Origin of the sequence: Enterobacter sp. SGAir0187 (assembly GCF_002952735.2) — a bacterium.
Lineage (GTDB): Bacteria > Pseudomonadota > Gammaproteobacteria > Enterobacterales > Enterobacteriaceae > Enterobacter > Enterobacter quasiroggenkampii.
Genome location: NZ_CP025034.2, coordinates 1275494 through 1290362 on the forward strand (window position 1 = coordinate 1275494; position 14869 = coordinate 1290362).

The window sequence follows — 14869 nt, forward strand, 5'->3', positions numbered from 1 at the left end:
ACCGGCCTCATGAGCCGGTTTTTTTTCGCAAGCCCTCAGGCGTTGCTGTCACTCTTTGTGAGAAAGCTTATCTGCCGGGACGTCATCCTCAGCGCTTTTCTTCGCGGCTGCATCATCGTCGTTCATCGCTTTCTTAAAGCCTTTGATGGCAGCCCCCAGGTCACCACCCAGCGTGCGTAACTTCTTGGTACCAAACAGCAGGACGACCAGTGCGGCAACCACCAGCAGTTTGGTAATACTAATCTCACCCATAGATACCTTCTTTACTTAAAACAGGCTGCATTCAGCGCCAAAACCTGACTGTATTAACGGTCATTTAGCGCGTGCACACAATAGCAATCTGTAACAAGGTGAATCAAGCATTGTTGAAAAAAACATCACAATAATTGCGGTGGCGCAAACCGACGATTGCGAAGAACAGGTAATTGCTGACGTGCAAGCGCAATTCTGTCTATGTTTATCTCCGCCACCAGCAAATCCGGCGCTTCAGCAGCGGCGGCGATCGTCACCCCCAGCGGATCGACCACCCTGCTTTGCCCGATGTTTCTCGTGCCGCACTCTCCTGCGGCAACGACATAGCAGGTGGTATCCAGCGCACGCGCCGCAAGCAGCGTTGCCCAGTGGTGCTCTTTTAACTGCCCGCGAACCCACGCGGCAGGGAGTACCAGTACGTCCGCCCCCTGCAGGGCCAGATGGAGCGCCAGCTCGGGAAAACGCAGGTCATAGCAGGTCATCAACCCGATCCTGAATCCGTCAATCTCCAGAAGCGGTGGGATACTGTCTCCGGGGTCAACGCGCCGCGACTCCTGAATGCTGAACGCATCATAGAGATGCAGCTTGGCGTAGCGTGCGACAATGGCCCCGCCACGAATCGCCACCAGCGTATTCACTGCACGGCCCGGCGTGGAGGGGACATGGATCGTTAAGATCGTTGTCATCGTATTGTCCACGCTCTGGGCGAGCAGTTGCTGCAAGAACTCGCCGTCCAGCGGCTGCGCGGACTTCACCGATAAATCCGGATCATTATCATCCCTGGCCAGCAGCGCCTCAGGAAGCACCAGCAGCGACGCGCCTTTCTGCCGGGCCTGCATCATCAGGTTGACGCATGTTATCGCGTTCGCCTGCCAGTCTGGCGTGACCGCAAATTGCCCTACCGCAACATACATATTTGTCCCCTCATCATAAACGGCGTTAAACTCGCTTCTCTTACACATCAAATAGCAGGTATTTAGCGTGTTACAACTACTTTTAGCCGTTTTTATTGGTGGGGGAACGGGTAGCGTTGCGCGATGGTTTCTGAGTATGCGGTTTAACCCGCTGCATCAGGCGATTCCCATGGGGACACTGGCTGCAAACCTGATTGGTGCCTTTATCATTGGCATGGGGCTGGCCTGGTTTAACCGAATGACGCATATTGATCCAATGTGGAAAGTCCTGATTACCACCGGATTCTGCGGTGGATTAACCACCTTTTCGACGTTCTCTGCGGAAGTGGTGTTTCTTTTTCAGGAAGGCCGTATCGGCTGGGCGCTGACGAATATCGCAATTAACATGCTCGGCTCGTTTGCGATGACGGGGATCGCATTTTGGCTCTTTTCCTCCGCAAGCACGCATTAACAGACGGACCGTTAATGTTGGCTTAATTTTTCTCTGTCACTCTGAGTGCAGTACTGAACGAGGGTGACAGAATGAAACAGAGTCTGATGAGCGCAGGCATGGTGTTGTTGAGCGTGCTGATCGTTGCAAGCTTCCTGAAAATGTATCTGCTTGGCTGATTCAAAACGAAAAAAACCCGCTCAGTGAGCGGGTTTTGAAATTCTTGCTGACGCGTCTGAATTACAGAGCGATTACGTTAGCAGCAGAAGGGCCTTTGGCACCGTTAGTGATTTCGAACTCTACACGCTGACCTTCAGCCAGAGTTTTGAAACCATTAGACTGGATTGCAGAGAAGTGTACGAACACGTCTTTGCTGCCATCTTCAGGAGTAATGAAACCGAATCCTTTGGACTCATTAAACCACTTAACGTTACCTTTAATCTTAGACATCAAAATTACCTTTACATTAAAAAACGACACAAATGCTGTGTCGGTTACCAGTACATCAATTGTGAGACCTTTTGTCCAGCGGATCTTTGATAAAAAGTGACTAAAGTCGCGTTAATTTTCACTGGCCGATTTTTATCGTTTATGAATCAACGCCTGCATGTTTTTTCACCAGACTATGACGTTTTTTCAGTTAAAACTGAAAACGCATCCAGGCGAAGTAAACGTTACCGTTGTTATACGTGCCCGGAATGTAGGTCATCTGGAACGTTGCGGGGCCGTAACCGATCGAGGCCAGCGGCAGCAGCACCGGAATTGGTATGTAGTTCCAGTTGTCACGCGCGGTGACCCCCGCGGTATAGCCCAACCCAACATGGAAGTTCTCGTCGGCTAGCGGGCGCCAGGTTTTCTCCCAGCCGTAGCCTCCAATCGGCTCCCATTTATTGAAGGAGTCTTTAAAGGCCATCAGATAGATGCCATGCCAGTTACCCTTTTCATCCCAGCGCGACTGACCAAAACCGGCGCCCCACGGACGCTCGTTGTATTTATCGGTCTTTTCTTTGTCATAGGCAAAACGCGCATGCCACGTTATTGCCGGAACATAGAGATCATAATGTTCCGGCGACGTCCAGGTCTGGGAGACATTATCCGTAAAGGTTGAGAACCACCCTTTATCCGTCGCGTTGTCCTCTGCCTGTGCAACAGAAGAAAACGTTAACTGCCCAAAAATAAACAATAAAATTGAGAAAAATGTATTACGTACGATCACAATGCAATTACCATTCTTAGTATTCGAGGCAAAGTTTACCATAAAATAGTTGAATCAAAGCTTAACGGCATCAGCGTTATTCCTAATTATTCGGCCTTTTTCCGGGAATATTCTTAATAAAACCGGACAGTAAGGTCGAATAAGCACATACAGGGTGAGCCTTTAGCCTGTTTCACCTTCTTTATCAGTAACATGCTGAATTACACAAAATATTAACAATCTGTTATCATTGTAAGGACATATTGCGCTATTTCTGACGGTCAAGACCCGCATGGCATAAATGTATGAGCCATGGCAAAAACACAGTTGTTCTGCTCTCTAGTCGTCTGTTTATTGATTTTAATCAGCAAGAACAGGCCATTTATTCGGCACATTTTCATCCTTCTTTTTTTTATTGATTTTTTGTGCTCCATAGCAGCAGAGATACAGGGGAAATCATGCTTACGTTATTCGAGCTCCTTATTGGAGTCGTCGTCATTGTCGGTGTCGCACGCTACATCATTAAAGGCTACTCGGCCACGGGCGTATTATTTGTTGGCGGTTTAACGCTGCTGATTATCAGCGCACTGATGGGGCATCAGGTGTTGCCTGCCAGCGCAACCAGCACCGGTTACACCGCCACCGATATTGTGGAATATATTAAAATATTGCTCATGAGCCGCGGCGGTGACCTGGGCATGATGATCATGATGCTGTGCGGTTTTGCGGCCTACATGACCCACATCGGCGCCAACGACATGGTCGTTAAGCTTGCCTCCAAACCCCTGCAATACATTAACTCGCCGTATCTGCTGATGGTCGCCGCCTATTTCCTCGCCTGCCTGATGTCACTGGCCGTTTCGTCGGCTACCGGACTTGGCGTACTGCTGATGGCCACGCTGTTCCCGGTCATGGTGAATGTTGGTATCAGCCGCGGCGCGGCAGCAGCCATTTGCGCGTCTCCAGCTGCCATTATTCTCTCCCCGACCTCCGGCGACGTTGTGCTGGCGGCAAAGGCTGCGGAGATGTCGCTCATCGACTTCGCCTTTAAAACCACGCTGCCAATCTCTATTGTCGCCATTGTGGGAATGGGAATCGCGCATTTCTTCTGGCAGCGCTATCTGGATAAGAAAGAAAACATCAGCCACGAGATGATGGACGTGAGTGAGATCACCACCACCGCACCCGCGTTTTATGCCATTCTGCCCTTCACGCCAATTATCGGAGTGCTGATTTTTGACGGCAAATGGGGCCCGCAGTTGCACATTATCACCATTCTGGTGATCTGCATGCTGCTGGCTGCCGTGCTGGAATTTGTGCGCGGTTTTAACACGCAAAAGGTGTTTTCGGGTCTGGAAGTTGCCTATCGCGGAATGGCGGATGCCTTTGCTGGCGTGGTGATGCTGCTGGTGGCTGCGGGCGTTTTTGCCCAGGGTCTGAGCACCATCGGCTTTATCCAGAGCCTGATCTCTATCGCCACCTCGTTCGGATCGGCCAGTATTATCCTGATGCTGGTTCTGGTGGTACTCACCATGCTGGCGGCCATGACCACCGGTTCCGGCAATGCGCCTTTCTACGCTTTCGTTGAGATGATCCCGAAACTGGCCCACTCCTCCGGTATTAACCCGGCCTATCTCTCCATTCCCATGCTGCAGGCGTCAAATCTGGGCCGTACCATCTCCCCGGTATCAGGCGTGGTGGTCGCCGTTGCCGGGATGGCAAAAATCTCCCCATTCGAAGTGGTAAAACGCACCTCCGTACCCGTTCTGGTTGGGCTGATCATCGTAATTATCGCCACGGAGGTGCTGGTGCCCGGCGCAGCCTAAGCTAAATTCCTGATATCCAGAAAGCGCCTGCGGGCGCTTTTTGTGCTTTAATAACCCCCAGGAATTAATCACGCTCATTCGATCAGGAAATCATATGTTCAGGAAGGATATCGCTATCCCGTCTGGGGCAATCGCGCTTGCCCTCTGTGTCTTCTCCACACAGGCAGAACCGCTCAAGGCAACTCAGTATGGCGATTTCGATCGCTATGTGCTGGCCCTGTCCTGGCAAACCGGGTTTTGCCAGAGCATGGTCGAGCGCAACCGCAATGAACCTGACGAATGTCGCCTGCAAAAAGAGCGCGAAAATAAAGCCGATTTTCTGACCGTTCACGGATTATGGCCCGGCCTGCCGAAATCCATTGCCGCACGCGGGGTAGATGAGCGTCGCTGGATGCGTTTTGGTTGCGCCACGCGCCCCATTCCGAACATGCCGGAAGTGAAGGCCAGCCGCAAATGCGAAGCCGCCGAAACCGGGCTGTCGCTTTCCGCTGCCGCAAAGCTCAACGACGTGATGCCAGGCGCGGGCGGTAACTCCTGCCTGGAGCGTTACGAATACGCTAAACACGGCGTCTGCTTTGGTTTCGATCCCGATGCCTATTTTGGCACGATGGTGCGGATGAATCAGGAAGTTAAAAACAGTGCGGTGGGTAAATTCCTCGCCGATAACTACGGAAAAACCGTCACTCGCAGCGATTTTGACCGTGCCGTGGCCAGGAGCTGGGGCAGCGAGAACGTCAAAGCATTCAAGCTGACCTGCAACGGCAATCCGGCGTATCTCACCGAGATGCAGATTTCGCTGAAGGCAGACACCATTAACAACCCGCTTTCTGCGACCTCATTTGCCCCGCAGCCACATCCGGGTAACTGCGGTAAACAATTTGTGATTGATAAAGCCGGCTACTGATCCACCGTTGGGCGCACCATATCAAACCGGTTTTCATCGCTGATGCCATAGTACGCCGTCGGCCCACCCGCACGCAGGATGGGCTGCGCTTTCGCCGTCTGATATATCCCCTCTTCCAGCAGCGTGTCGGCAATATGGATACCGACCACTTCCCCCAGCACCAGCCACGTGTCTACCGGCGTACCGTCAGCCCCCGTCAACTGAATGCATTGCGACAGGCGACACTCAAAATTCACCGGGCTTTCTGCAACGCGAGGGGCGTTCACCAGCTGGCTGGCCGCAGGCGTGAGCCCGGCAAAGCTAAATTCATCCCGGTCGTGGGGAAGCATCGCGGAGGTTTGATTCATCGCCTGGGCAAGATCGCGCGTCGCCAGGTTCCAGACAAATTCCTTTGTTTCGGTAATATTCCGCACGCTGTCCTTCCAGCCGTTGCTGGAAAAGCCGATGATCGGCGGGCGATAGTTAAAGCAGTTAAAGAAGCTGTACGGTGCGAGATTCAGCTGACCGGCCTTATCGCATGAGGAGATCCAGCCTATCGGACGCGGACCAATAATGGCGTTCAGCGGGTCATGCGGCAGGCCGTGTCCCTGAGACGGTTGATAGAAGTACATAATTCTCTCTCGTTGGCGGGCAACGCCCGGATTCAGGACACTCAGCGTAACGTATTCCGCCAGGAATGAAGACTGAATAAATTTCAGCAAAATTCATATGGCCCATGAATGTGACTTTCATCACTTCAAACTTGCGCGCTCAGCCAGTATCATCGGGAGAGTTAAACCCTCGCTGCCAGACGGCGAGGGTTTTCTTTTGGATCAGTTTCTGCGTAAGACGCAGCATTAACGACATGGAGTAAAAAATGTCCAGACCTACCATTATCATCAATGAGCTCGACGCAGAACGTATCGACAGGCTGCTGGAAAAAGCGGAGTTCGCCTCGCTCCCCGTGGCCGACGCCCTGAATGAGGAGCTCGACCGGGCACAGATGTGCACGCCTGAGACGATGCCGCATAACGTGGTCACCATGAACAGCCAGGTGAAATTCCGCAACCTGACCACCGGTGAAGAGTTGACCCGTACGCTGGTTTACCCCGCTCAGATGACCGACAGCAGCGCACAGCTATCTGTTTTGGCCCCTGTGGGTGCCGCACTGCTGGGGCTGCGTACGGGGGATACGATCCACTGGGAATTGCCGGGCGGTGCCTCGACCCATCTGGAAGTGCTGGAGCTGCTCTACCAGCCAGAAGCCGCGGGCGATTACCTGCGTTAAACTCTTCTGAATAAGCGCCTACCCGCTTTGCACAGAGGATGCAGCCGCATCCTCTTTCCGCAAATTCACCCGATTTTCCTATACCGCGCAAAATGGCCTTAATCCACGCTTAATCTGTTTTGGTGCCGCGGGGACGGTCATGAGTGAGATAGGCGTTATCACACTTATCTTTCTGATTTTTGTGGCGATTATCGTCACGGCCGTGCTCTATCTTGAACGTCACTGGTAAGCGAACATTCTCAGGCCACCCCACCCGGGAAGGCGTTCACCAGTCCCTTAACGGTCTGCTCTGCGGCTTCGGGCGTGTCTGCCCCCGGGACCAGAATCACCTTCCGGCACTCCTCCTCCCGTTTTTCGAAAATCTTATAGGCGCGCTCCGCATCCGCAAGGGGGAGATAGTGGGTCACGATCTCCTCCGGCGTCAGCAGCCCTTTTTCGATCAGCGGTAAAAGTTCACCCAGCCAGGCATGGACGTGCGTCTGGCCCATCTTAAACGTCAGCCCCTTATCAAAGGCATCGCCAAACAGGAAGCCATGGATAAACCCTGCGTATACGCCGGGTACGCTGACCACCCCGCCGCGCCGCACGGCAGCAATGCACTGACGCAACGCTTTGCCGCTGCTGCCTTCAATTTTAAGATTGCTGAGGATCGTTTCCGTGGTGCTGCCTTTCGCTTCAAACCCGACCGCATCAATCACAGCGTCAACGCCGCGCTGGCCCGCGGTCTGCTCGATGATTTTTTCCGCGGCGTCGTTATCATCATCGAAGTTGATGGGAATTGCGCCGTATCGTGCCTCGGCAAATCGCAACCGGTACGGATGATGATCGATGACAAAGATCTGCTCAGCCCCCAGCAGCCGCGCACAGGCAATGGTCAGTAGCCCCACCGGCCCGGCGCCGAAAACGGCTACGCTTGAGCCTTTTTCAATCTGCGCATTTTTTGCCGCCTGCCAGGCGGTGGGTAAAATGTCGGAAAGGAACAGCGCCTTATCATCAGAAAGAAGCTGCGGGACTTTAAACGGCCCGACGTTCCCCTTTGGCACGCGAACGTATTCCGCCTGTCCCCCCGGCACACCGCCGTAGAGGTGGCTATAGCCAAACAGCGCGGCCGGCGCGGGGATTTGCTTTTTGTTCAGTGCGGCACCCTGCCCGGCGTTGGTATTCTCACAGGCCGCGTACTGCTGGAGGCGACAGAAGAAACAGTCCCCGCAGGCGATAACAAAGGGGATCACCACGCGATCGCCCTTTTGCAAATTCTTCACCTCTGCGCCGCACTCGACGATTTCCCCCATAAACTCATGGCCAAAAATATCGCCGTGCTGCACCTTCGGGATCTTTCCGCGGTAGAGATGCAAATCGGAGCCGCAGATAGCCGTGGCCGTGACGCGCAGAATAATATCGTCGGGCTGTTCGATGATGGGGTCGGGGACATTCTCGACGCGAACATGGTGTGGACCGTGATACGTAAGTGCTTTCATGCGACCTCCGAAAGGTTCCGGGTAAGTGTATAAAGGTAGCTACCCCTGAAGGTCTGCCTGTGAATACGGGTCTTTTGAGATTTATCCTGGCAAGATAAGAAAACTGACGGAGCGCTTACAGAAACCATGACTATTTTGTGGTTGAATGAGTACAGCGTTTATAAACAAGGAGAAACGGGTATGTATCAGAGAATCATTATGCCGGTTGATGTTTTTGAGATGGAGTTGAGCGACAAGGCCGTACGCCACGCGGAGTTCCTGGCGCAGCAGGACGGGGTTATCCATCTGTTGCACGTGCTCCCGGGCTCCGCCAGCCTGAGCCTGCACCGCTTTGCTGCCGATGTGCGCCGCTTCGAAGAGCATCTGCAGCACGAGGCGGAAACGCGCCTGCAAACCATGGTCAGCCACTTCAGCATCGACCCTTCACGGATCAAAACGCACGTCAGATTCGGCAGCGTACGTGATGCGGTAAATGAACTGGCGAACGAACTGAAAGCAGACGTGGTGGTTATCGGTTCGCGTAACCCGTCCATTACCACGCATCTGCTGGGATCTAACGCCTCCAGTGTGATCCGCCACACGCATATACCGGTGATGGTGGTCCGGTAAATACCAACAAAAAACCCCGCTTTCGCGGGGTTTTGTTTATCAGTACAGGTGACCAATATTGACGATGGTGCTGACGGTATCGCCAAAGAAGGTCAGGCGGCTGAGCACCACGCCCACCAGCAGAAGCGCAAACACCGCTTTCTGCATTGGCTGGCGCTTCAGCGATAATGCGCCACCCATAACGCAGCACAGCAGGCTACCCAGATAGAGCGGCGAGCTTAACCAGGCGTGAGCGGTCATTTTCATGATGGTACCGCCGCTGAGCCACATCACCGGCGCGGCAATCAGCAGCGCCATCAGGGCGATAATCCCCTGGCGCAGCGCGGTGTTTGATCCTTTCAGCCCGAGCAGCGGCGTTGCGGCACAGCCCATCACCCAGACCGTCGCAAAGAACAGCATCATGGTGATGCCGTTGGCAATGGCCTGCATCGCCGGTGCCGCGTAGGTCATTCCCTGCACCACCACCAGCAGGATCCCGAACAGGGACGCCAGCAGCGCTGCGCCTTTGTTTCCCTTACTAAGGAAGGCCAGCCCAATCATGGCGCCGTACAGGGTCGCGCCCAGAATTTCGCGGCTCAGCCAGGCATGTTTCAGGTTAATCAACGCGTTGTATGCGTGTTCCGGGTGCGCCAGATGCAGCACGGCGGCAATGGAGGCAACACCCAGAATCAGCCCGGTAATCAGCCAGTGAAGGCGGGTGCCATGCACTTCACCACGCAGCGTGCGCCAGGTCAGGAGCAGCGTCATCCCGACGGACATCTGGCTCAGCACGGTAAAGATAACGAGCGGTAATTCATACTTTTCCATTATTTATCCCCCGGCTGTTTTGGCTGACGGGCCAGAATGAAGCGCGTACCCGGATTAAGCTGAGGCATCTTCGGGAAGCCCGGCGGATACTGCACGGCATTGTTCGGCAGCGGATCGGCATCCAGATCGATAATCGACAGGGCACCGACCGGACACGCGTTCACGCAGGCCGGGGCCATACCGATATCCAGACGTTCATAGCACATGCTGCACTTCTCCGCCTTTTGCGTCTCTTCATTGAAGCGCGGCGCGCCGTACGGGCAGTTACGGATGCAGTTTTTACAGCCGATACAGCGTTCAGGGTTATGGACCACCACGCCGTCATCACGTTTGGTGTAGGCTTCCACCGGGCACGCCGCCAGACAGGCCGGGTTCTCACAGTGGTTACAGGCCAGCGAGAAAAACGCACGCTCCTCATGCGGATAAATGTCTTTATCCAGCGGATAGACATAGCGCCAGAAGCGATCCGGCTCAAGCTGGTTAAAGCTCTTGCAGGCCATGGCGCATCCGCGGCAGCCAATACATTTATCACTGTTCACTAAAAATGCGCGTCTCATGCGTCTGCTCCTTCATTCGCGATAAGGGCAATGTCGACAAACTGGCTGTGGATCGCCGCGCCAGGCGCGCCGGTTGCCATCTTGCCCATATCGGCTGGCGTATCTTTCACGACGTTCTGCACGTTGTACTTAAGCTTGTTAAACCAGGACTCATACATCACCAGGAAATCTTCCGGCACGTTGGTGGTGATCTTCGCCCGCAGCTCCACTTCGCCCACGTCGTTAAACACGCGGACTTTCGCCAACTCACGAATCCCCTTCTTGTGCGCGGCGGCTGGGTGGATATAGACAAACGGCTCCGGCCAGAAGACCTGCATCCAGTCGAGGTTGACGAACTGAGAGTGGAGGCCGTACTGCAAATGCGGGGTAAACAGATGGAACGTCAGCTTGCCCTCCGCGGCAGGCAGATACTCCGGCAGCGCTTTGTGACCGTTCTTTTCACACAACTCGGAGAGGAACTCATACTTGCCCGATGGCGTTTTAAACTTGCGGTCGTGCCAGGCCGCCGAGCTGACCATTTTGGCTTTCACCGGCCCATTCAGCAGATCGTCCCAGGAGCGGATGCCGAACTGCTTCGCCATGCCCTCATTGAACTCAAGGTCGAGCCATTTTTTCTGGTCAATGTCCTGCGGGAAGGTACAGGAGCCTGGCTCCATTTTGTTGATGGTACGCGAGAGCAGCACGGCAATATCCAGATCGCTCTTGCACTCGTACATCGGTTTAATGGCCGGTTCATTCACCGAAAGCCAGTAATGCCAGTAAGACGACGACAGGTTCCAGTGCTCAAAGGTGGTAGTCACCGGCAGCACAATATCGGCATGCTGCACCGTCTCGTTGAAGAACTGATCGACGCAGACCACCATCTCCAGCTTGCTGAAAGCTTTTTCCATTTTGTTGCGGTCAAAGTCCTGCGCGAACGGGTTCTTACACGCCACCCACAGCATACGAATGGGCGGATCGTTGGCATCTAGAATGCTCTGCGCGGTCTGGTTCAGATTCAGCGCGCGGTCGGAATAGTGGCTCTTTTCGCCGCTGTCGCTGACAAACTCCCCTACCGGGCCGCTTTCTCCCACCATGCCAACAGATCCGACCGGTGGCTTCTGCGTCATCGCATGATAGTTGTAGCCCCAGGTCTGCAGATGGCCGTAGCGGGCACCGCCGCCTTCCACACCGATGTTGCCTGTCATGGCAACAAAAGCGTCAATGGCGCGTACGTTCGCCCCACCGTTGACGTGGCGCTGCATCCCGTAGCCGATCCAGACAGTGGCAGGTTTTACCGCGGTGAACTCTTCCGCCAACTGGCGAATCACCTCTGCCGACAGGCCACAGATTTCAGATGCCCACTCCACGGTGATATTGCTGCGCAGATACTGTTCAAATTCGGGGAAGCCGTGCGCGAAGTTGTTCACAAACTCCTGGTCGACGCGGCCAATATCCAGCAGGTGCCGCGCCATTCCCAGCGCCAATGCGCCGTCCGATCCCGGGCGCACGCGCAGATACAAATCGGCTTTCGCGGCGGTTTGCGAGAACAGCGGGTCAATGACCACCACTTTCGCCCCTTTCTCACGCGCCTGATAGATGTACTTCATGGTATGCATGGAGCACCAGGCCGGATTTGCGCCCCAGATAATGATGTATTTGGCTTTCACCAGATCTTCCGGGTCATTACACCACATGTCGCCCATGTCGTAGTGCTGGGCATCGATCCCTGCTGGCCAGCATGGCGTACCGGCGAACCGCGTGGTGTAACCGAGAGAAGACATCATCCCCTCCACGGCATAACTCATCACGCCCAGGTTGCCGGAGTATTTCGACAGCGCCAGGCCGAGCATAGACCCGTCTTTCTTTTTAATCTCCAGCATCTTGCTGGCAATGCGCTGCATGGCCTCATCCCAGGAGATGCGACGCCATTTACCGCTGCCGCGCCCATCCTGGATCATCGGGTATTTAATACGGTCCGGGGAGTAGACCCGGCGCGGGTAGGTCAGCCCTTTCACACACGGGGCACCGTGTGTGAACGTGGACTCGCTTGCCCCGTCAACGAAGGTGATGACGTCATCTTTGACCCAGGTTTTTAAGCTGCAGGTGTCGTAGCAGTTACGCGGGCAAGCGTTACGGAAAATTTTGTAAGTTTTTGGGTTAAACGGAATGGGGGGCTGTGCCATGGCACATCGGGATGATAAGAGTCCGCCGGGTAATGCGGCAACGGTACCCAGCGCAATCAGTCCCTTTAAAAAGGAGCGCCGGTTTAGCAGCCCTTTATCAATACTCATAATATTACTCTCGTCTTTAATTCATCAAACCAATTAGTCATCTGCAACGCGAGACATTTAATTGCGATTGTTTTCGCGCAATCCTTTATTTTTGCGATAAATGCGGGGAGCCATAATTCAAGATGCACCTGCACAAAACGGGCGAGTGCGTCATGATATTGCGGCGAATGTCTGGCATGCGCGGAGAGCATCACCACCAGCTCCATTTCATAGCTGACGTGATCGTCGGGAACGCTATTTTCCCCGGTCACAAAAAGCCCGATGCTGCGCAGGAATTCGCGTACGCTCAGCGTTGTAGCTCCCATCAGCAGAGGCTCTTCGTCCAGATACACCGAGGCATAAGGCGGCGCCAATAGCGTTGCAGGGCCGACAAAAAGGGCGTTGAAATCATACTCTACCTCTAACGCCTCATCCTGCTGCCAGGTTTCACTTTCCGGGAATAAAGGATGTAACGAAGCGTATCGCGATGCCATGTCTGCCGCGTTAAAGAAATCACGAAACATCAATCCCTTTATTTCAAATGGGGTTAACGCCTCATATATTGAAGAAGTGGATGTATCTTTGTCATTCATATTAAATATAAATATTTATCGCTATAAAAAACGACAAGATATTATCAGCAGACTTATTATTTTCTTTGATCGAAGCAGGTAATTAACGCATGAAGGGGTTAATAACGAGAATAATTGAGGGTAAAAAAATCTAAAAAAAAGCCACCTCATAAAGAGGTGGCTACTGCAGGTATGTCTTACTTTCTTTTATTATGCAGTTTTAGTGCGGATCAGGTAGTCAAACGCGCTCAGAGACGCCTTCGCCCCTTCACCCGTGGCGATAATGATCTGTTTATACGGCACGGTGGTGCAGTCGCCCGCCGCAAACACGCCCTTCACGCTGGTTTCACACTTCGCATCAATAATGATTTCGCCCATGCGGTTGCGCTCAATCGCGCCTTCCAGCCAGGTGGTGTTTGGCAGCAGACCAATCTGCACGAAGATCCCTGAAAGCTGCACGCTGTGCACGTCGCCACTCACGCGGTCGCGGTATTCCAGACCGGTCACCTTGCTGCCGTCGCCCTTCACTTCCGTGGTCTGCGCGTTCAGTATGATGTCGACGTTTTTCAGGCTGCGAACTTTGTCCTGCAGCACCTGGTCGGCTTTCATTTCTGGCGCGAACTCCAGAAGGGTGACGTGTTCAACAATCCCCGCCAGGTCGATAGCCGCTTCCACGCCGGAGTTTCCGCCGCCGATCACCGCCACTCGCTTGCCTTTGAACAGCGGGCCGTCGCAGTGCGGGCAGTAGGTCACGCCTTTGGTGCGATACTGATCTTCACCCGGGACGTTCATGTTGCGCCATTTCGCCCCGGTGGCAATGATGATGCTGCGTGCTTTCAGCACTGCGCCGGAGGCGGTTTCAATCTGGTGTAACCCCCCCTCAACCGCAGCAGGTACCAGCTTGCTGGCGCTCTGGCTGTCGATCACGTCTACGTCGTAATCGCTGACGTGCGCCTTCAGCGCGCCGGCCAGTTTCTGGCCTTCGGTTTTCGGCACGGAGATATAGTTTTCAATGTCCACGGTATCCAGTACCTGGCCCCCGAAGCGCTCGCCCATCAGGCCCGTGCGGATCCCTTTACGCGCGGAGTACACTGCCGCCGCCGCGCCCGCCGGACCGGAACCGACAATCAACACGTCATAGGCAGCACGTTTGTTCAGCGCTTCTGCGGCACGTTTTTCGGCACCGGTATCCACTTTGGCAACGATTTCCGTCAGCGTCATACGACCCTGACCGAATTCCTGACCGTTCAGATACACCGCCGGAACGCCCATCACGTTGCGATCGGTGATTTCATTCTGGAAGGTACCGCCGTCAATTGCCGTGTGCTTGATGCGCGGGTTGAGGACCGACATCAGGTTCAGCGCCTGCACCACGTCCGGGCAGTTATGGCAGGAGAGCGAGTAATAGGTTTCAAACTCAAAATCACCGTCGATATCGCGGATCTGCTCCAGCAGCGCCTGCGCCTCTTTCGACGGATGACCGCCGGTCCACAGCAGCGCCAGCACCAGCGAGGTAAATTCATGCCCCAGCGGTGAGCCGGCAAAACGCGGCCCCAGCTCAGAGCCTGGGTTAGTGATCAGGAAAGAAGGCTTACGGACGTTAAGCGAGTTATCTTCTTTGAAGGTCACTTTTGGCGACAGTTCGGCGATCTCAGCCAGCAGTTCCTTGATCTCTGCCGATTTCGCGCTGTCGTCCAGCGTGGCAATCAGCTCAACGGGTTTAGTCAGTTTCTCAAGATAGGCCTTGAGCTGGGTTTTCATATTAGTGTCGAGCATTATTCTTCCCTCTCTTAAAACGTCATCATG

17 protein-coding genes are annotated in these 14869 nt (G+C 54.2%); 6 read left to right on the plus strand and 11 right to left on the minus strand.

Translation table 11 applies throughout. The features are described from left to right. Nucleotides 1-48: 48 nt before the first annotated feature. Nucleotides 49-252 carry a twin-arginine translocase subunit TatE gene (gene tatE, locus CWR52_RS06190; RefSeq protein ID WP_023310742.1) on the minus strand — a complete coding sequence of 68 codons (204 nt, stop codon included), beginning with the start codon at nucleotides 250-252 and terminating at the stop codon, nucleotides 49-51. 125 nt (nucleotides 253-377) lie between these two features. Continuing rightward, a complete protein-coding gene (locus tag CWR52_RS06195) occupies nucleotides 378-1166 on the minus strand; it encodes a deaminated glutathione amidase (protein WP_104949129.1) in 789 nt (262 codons plus the stop codon). Nucleotides 1167-1233: 67 nt separating this feature from the next. Here CWR52_RS06195 and crcB point away from each other — a divergent pair, with 67 nt between their 5' ends. Continuing rightward, nucleotides 1234-1617, plus strand: a complete 384-nt coding sequence (gene crcB, locus CWR52_RS06200; RefSeq protein ID WP_028019482.1) for a fluoride efflux transporter CrcB — start codon at nucleotides 1234-1236, stop codon at nucleotides 1615-1617. A 219-nt stretch (nucleotides 1618-1836) separates the two neighbouring features. Here crcB and cspE read toward each other — a convergent pair whose 3' ends face one another. Both cspE and pagP read right to left on the minus strand, forming a co-directional pair. After that, nucleotides 1837-2046, minus strand: coding sequence for a transcription antiterminator/RNA stability regulator CspE (gene cspE, locus CWR52_RS06205; protein WP_002439184.1), 210 nt, complete (start codon nucleotides 2044-2046; stop codon nucleotides 1837-1839). Between the two features lie 190 nt (nucleotides 2047-2236). After that, entirely contained in the window at nucleotides 2237-2854 is a 618-nt protein-coding gene (gene pagP / locus CWR52_RS06210; protein WP_080474221.1) for a lipid IV(A) palmitoyltransferase PagP, read from the minus strand. A gap of 395 nt (nucleotides 2855-3249) precedes the next feature. Here pagP and dcuC point away from each other — a divergent pair, with 395 nt between their 5' ends. Next, entirely contained in the window at nucleotides 3250-4617 is a 1368-nt protein-coding gene (gene dcuC / locus CWR52_RS06215; RefSeq protein WP_048026951.1) for an anaerobic C4-dicarboxylate transporter DcuC, read from the plus strand. 94 nt (nucleotides 4618-4711) lie between these two features. After that, nucleotides 4712-5521, plus strand: coding sequence for a ribonuclease I (gene rna / locus CWR52_RS06220; RefSeq protein WP_104949130.1), 810 nt, complete (start codon nucleotides 4712-4714; stop codon nucleotides 5519-5521). Here rna and CWR52_RS06225 read toward each other — a convergent pair. Further along, nucleotides 5515-6132: a flavin reductase family protein gene (locus CWR52_RS06225; protein ID WP_104949131.1), complete on the minus strand. Its 618-nt coding sequence runs from the start codon at nucleotides 6130-6132 to the stop codon at nucleotides 5515-5517. The two genes, rna and CWR52_RS06225, sit on opposite strands and share 7 nt — an antisense overlap. 245 nt (nucleotides 6133-6377) lie before the next feature. Between CWR52_RS06225 and rnk the strand changes: the two genes are divergently transcribed. Next, on the plus strand, nucleotides 6378-6788 hold the full coding sequence (rnk, locus tag CWR52_RS06230) for a nucleoside diphosphate kinase regulator (protein WP_045261020.1): 411 nt from the start codon (nucleotides 6378-6380) through the stop codon (nucleotides 6786-6788). Nucleotides 6789-6927: 139 nt separating this feature from the next. Next, the gene (gene yldA, locus CWR52_RS23515) at nucleotides 6928-7017 is read left to right on the plus strand and encodes a small membrane protein YldA (protein ID WP_008501020.1); all 90 of its coding nucleotides are present in this window, start codon (nucleotides 6928-6930) and stop codon (nucleotides 7015-7017) included. Nucleotides 7018-7027: 10 nt separating this feature from the next. Here the strand turns inward: yldA and CWR52_RS06235 are convergent, their stop codons facing one another. Next, complete coding sequence (locus tag CWR52_RS06235; RefSeq protein ID WP_045909599.1) at nucleotides 7028-8266, minus strand: zinc-dependent alcohol dehydrogenase; 1239 nt, start codon at nucleotides 8264-8266, stop codon at nucleotides 7028-7030. 180 nt (nucleotides 8267-8446) lie between these two features. Here CWR52_RS06235 and uspG point away from each other — a divergent pair, with 180 nt between their 5' ends. Then, a complete protein-coding gene (gene uspG / locus CWR52_RS06240) occupies nucleotides 8447-8875 on the plus strand; it encodes a universal stress protein UspG (RefSeq protein ID WP_023310731.1) in 429 nt (142 codons plus the stop codon). Nucleotides 8876-8914: 39 nt separating this feature from the next. Here uspG and CWR52_RS06245 read toward each other — a convergent pair whose 3' ends face one another. The 5 genes from CWR52_RS06245 to ahpF all read right to left on the minus strand — a co-directional run bounded on the left by CWR52_RS06245 (nucleotide 8915) and on the right by ahpF (nucleotide 14839). Further along, on the minus strand, nucleotides 8915-9682 hold the full coding sequence (locus tag CWR52_RS06245; RefSeq protein ID WP_104949132.1) for a dimethyl sulfoxide reductase anchor subunit family protein: 768 nt from the start codon (nucleotides 9680-9682) through the stop codon (nucleotides 8915-8917). Further along, nucleotides 9682-10239 (minus strand): 4Fe-4S dicluster domain-containing protein, encoded by a 558-nt coding sequence (locus tag CWR52_RS06250; protein ID WP_104949133.1) that lies wholly within the window; start codon nucleotides 10237-10239, stop codon nucleotides 9682-9684. Before CWR52_RS06250 ends, CWR52_RS06245 begins: the two co-directional genes overlap by 1 nt. Then, nucleotides 10236-12512, minus strand: coding sequence for a molybdopterin-dependent oxidoreductase (locus tag CWR52_RS06255; protein ID WP_104949134.1), 2277 nt, complete (start codon nucleotides 12510-12512; stop codon nucleotides 10236-10238). The genes CWR52_RS06250 and CWR52_RS06255 overlap by 4 nt, the downstream gene beginning before the upstream one ends. Then, nucleotides 12509-13015 (minus strand): TorD/DmsD family molecular chaperone, encoded by a 507-nt coding sequence (locus tag CWR52_RS06260; RefSeq protein WP_104949135.1) that lies wholly within the window; start codon nucleotides 13013-13015, stop codon nucleotides 12509-12511. Before CWR52_RS06260 ends, CWR52_RS06255 begins: the two co-directional genes overlap by 4 nt. Before the next feature lie 258 nt (nucleotides 13016-13273). Further along, nucleotides 13274-14839 carry an alkyl hydroperoxide reductase subunit F gene (gene ahpF, locus CWR52_RS06265; protein WP_104949136.1) on the minus strand — a complete coding sequence of 522 codons (1566 nt, stop codon included), beginning with the start codon at nucleotides 14837-14839 and terminating at the stop codon, nucleotides 13274-13276. Nucleotides 14840-14869: the final 30 nt, after the last annotated feature.

Excerpts from the sequence above, each read along its gene's own strand:
- yldA (WP_008501020.1), top strand. The coding sequence starts at position 6,928 with ATGAGTGAGATAGGCGTTATCACACTTATCTTTCTGATTTTTGTGGCG.
- tatE (WP_023310742.1), bottom strand. The coding sequence starts at position 252 with ATGGGTGAGATTAGTATTACCAAACTGCTGGTGGTTGCCGCACTGGTC.
- CWR52_RS06255 (WP_104949134.1), bottom strand. The coding sequence starts at position 12,512 with ATGAGTATTGATAAAGGGCTGCTAAACCGGCGCTCCTTTTTAAAGGGA.
- CWR52_RS06250 (WP_104949133.1), bottom strand. The coding sequence starts at position 10,239 with ATGAGACGCGCATTTTTAGTGAACAGTGATAAATGTATTGGCTGCCGC.
- pagP (WP_080474221.1), bottom strand. The coding sequence starts at position 2,854 with ATGGTAAACTTTGCCTCGAATACTAAGAATGGTAATTGCATTGTGATC.
- CWR52_RS06195 (WP_104949129.1), bottom strand. The coding sequence starts at position 1,166 with ATGTATGTTGCGGTAGGGCAATTTGCGGTCACGCCAGACTGGCAGGCG.
- ahpF (WP_104949136.1), bottom strand. The coding sequence starts at position 14,839 with ATGCTCGACACTAATATGAAAACCCAGCTCAAGGCCTATCTTGAGAAA.
- CWR52_RS06225 (WP_104949131.1), bottom strand. The coding sequence starts at position 6,132 with ATGTACTTCTATCAACCGTCTCAGGGACACGGCCTGCCGCATGACCCG.
- CWR52_RS06235 (WP_045909599.1), bottom strand. The coding sequence starts at position 8,266 with ATGAAAGCACTTACGTATCACGGTCCACACCATGTTCGCGTCGAGAAT.
- dcuC (WP_048026951.1), top strand. The coding sequence starts at position 3,250 with ATGCTTACGTTATTCGAGCTCCTTATTGGAGTCGTCGTCATTGTCGGT.
- cspE (WP_002439184.1), bottom strand. The coding sequence starts at position 2,046 with ATGTCTAAGATTAAAGGTAACGTTAAGTGGTTTAATGAGTCCAAAGGA.
- rnk (WP_045261020.1), top strand. The coding sequence starts at position 6,378 with ATGTCCAGACCTACCATTATCATCAATGAGCTCGACGCAGAACGTATC.
- CWR52_RS06245 (WP_104949132.1), bottom strand. The coding sequence starts at position 9,682 with ATGGAAAAGTATGAATTACCGCTCGTTATCTTTACCGTGCTGAGCCAG.
- rna (WP_104949130.1), top strand. The coding sequence starts at position 4,712 with ATGTTCAGGAAGGATATCGCTATCCCGTCTGGGGCAATCGCGCTTGCC.
- uspG (WP_023310731.1), top strand. The coding sequence starts at position 8,447 with ATGTATCAGAGAATCATTATGCCGGTTGATGTTTTTGAGATGGAGTTG.
- CWR52_RS06260 (WP_104949135.1), bottom strand. The coding sequence starts at position 13,015 with ATGTTTCGTGATTTCTTTAACGCGGCAGACATGGCATCGCGATACGCT.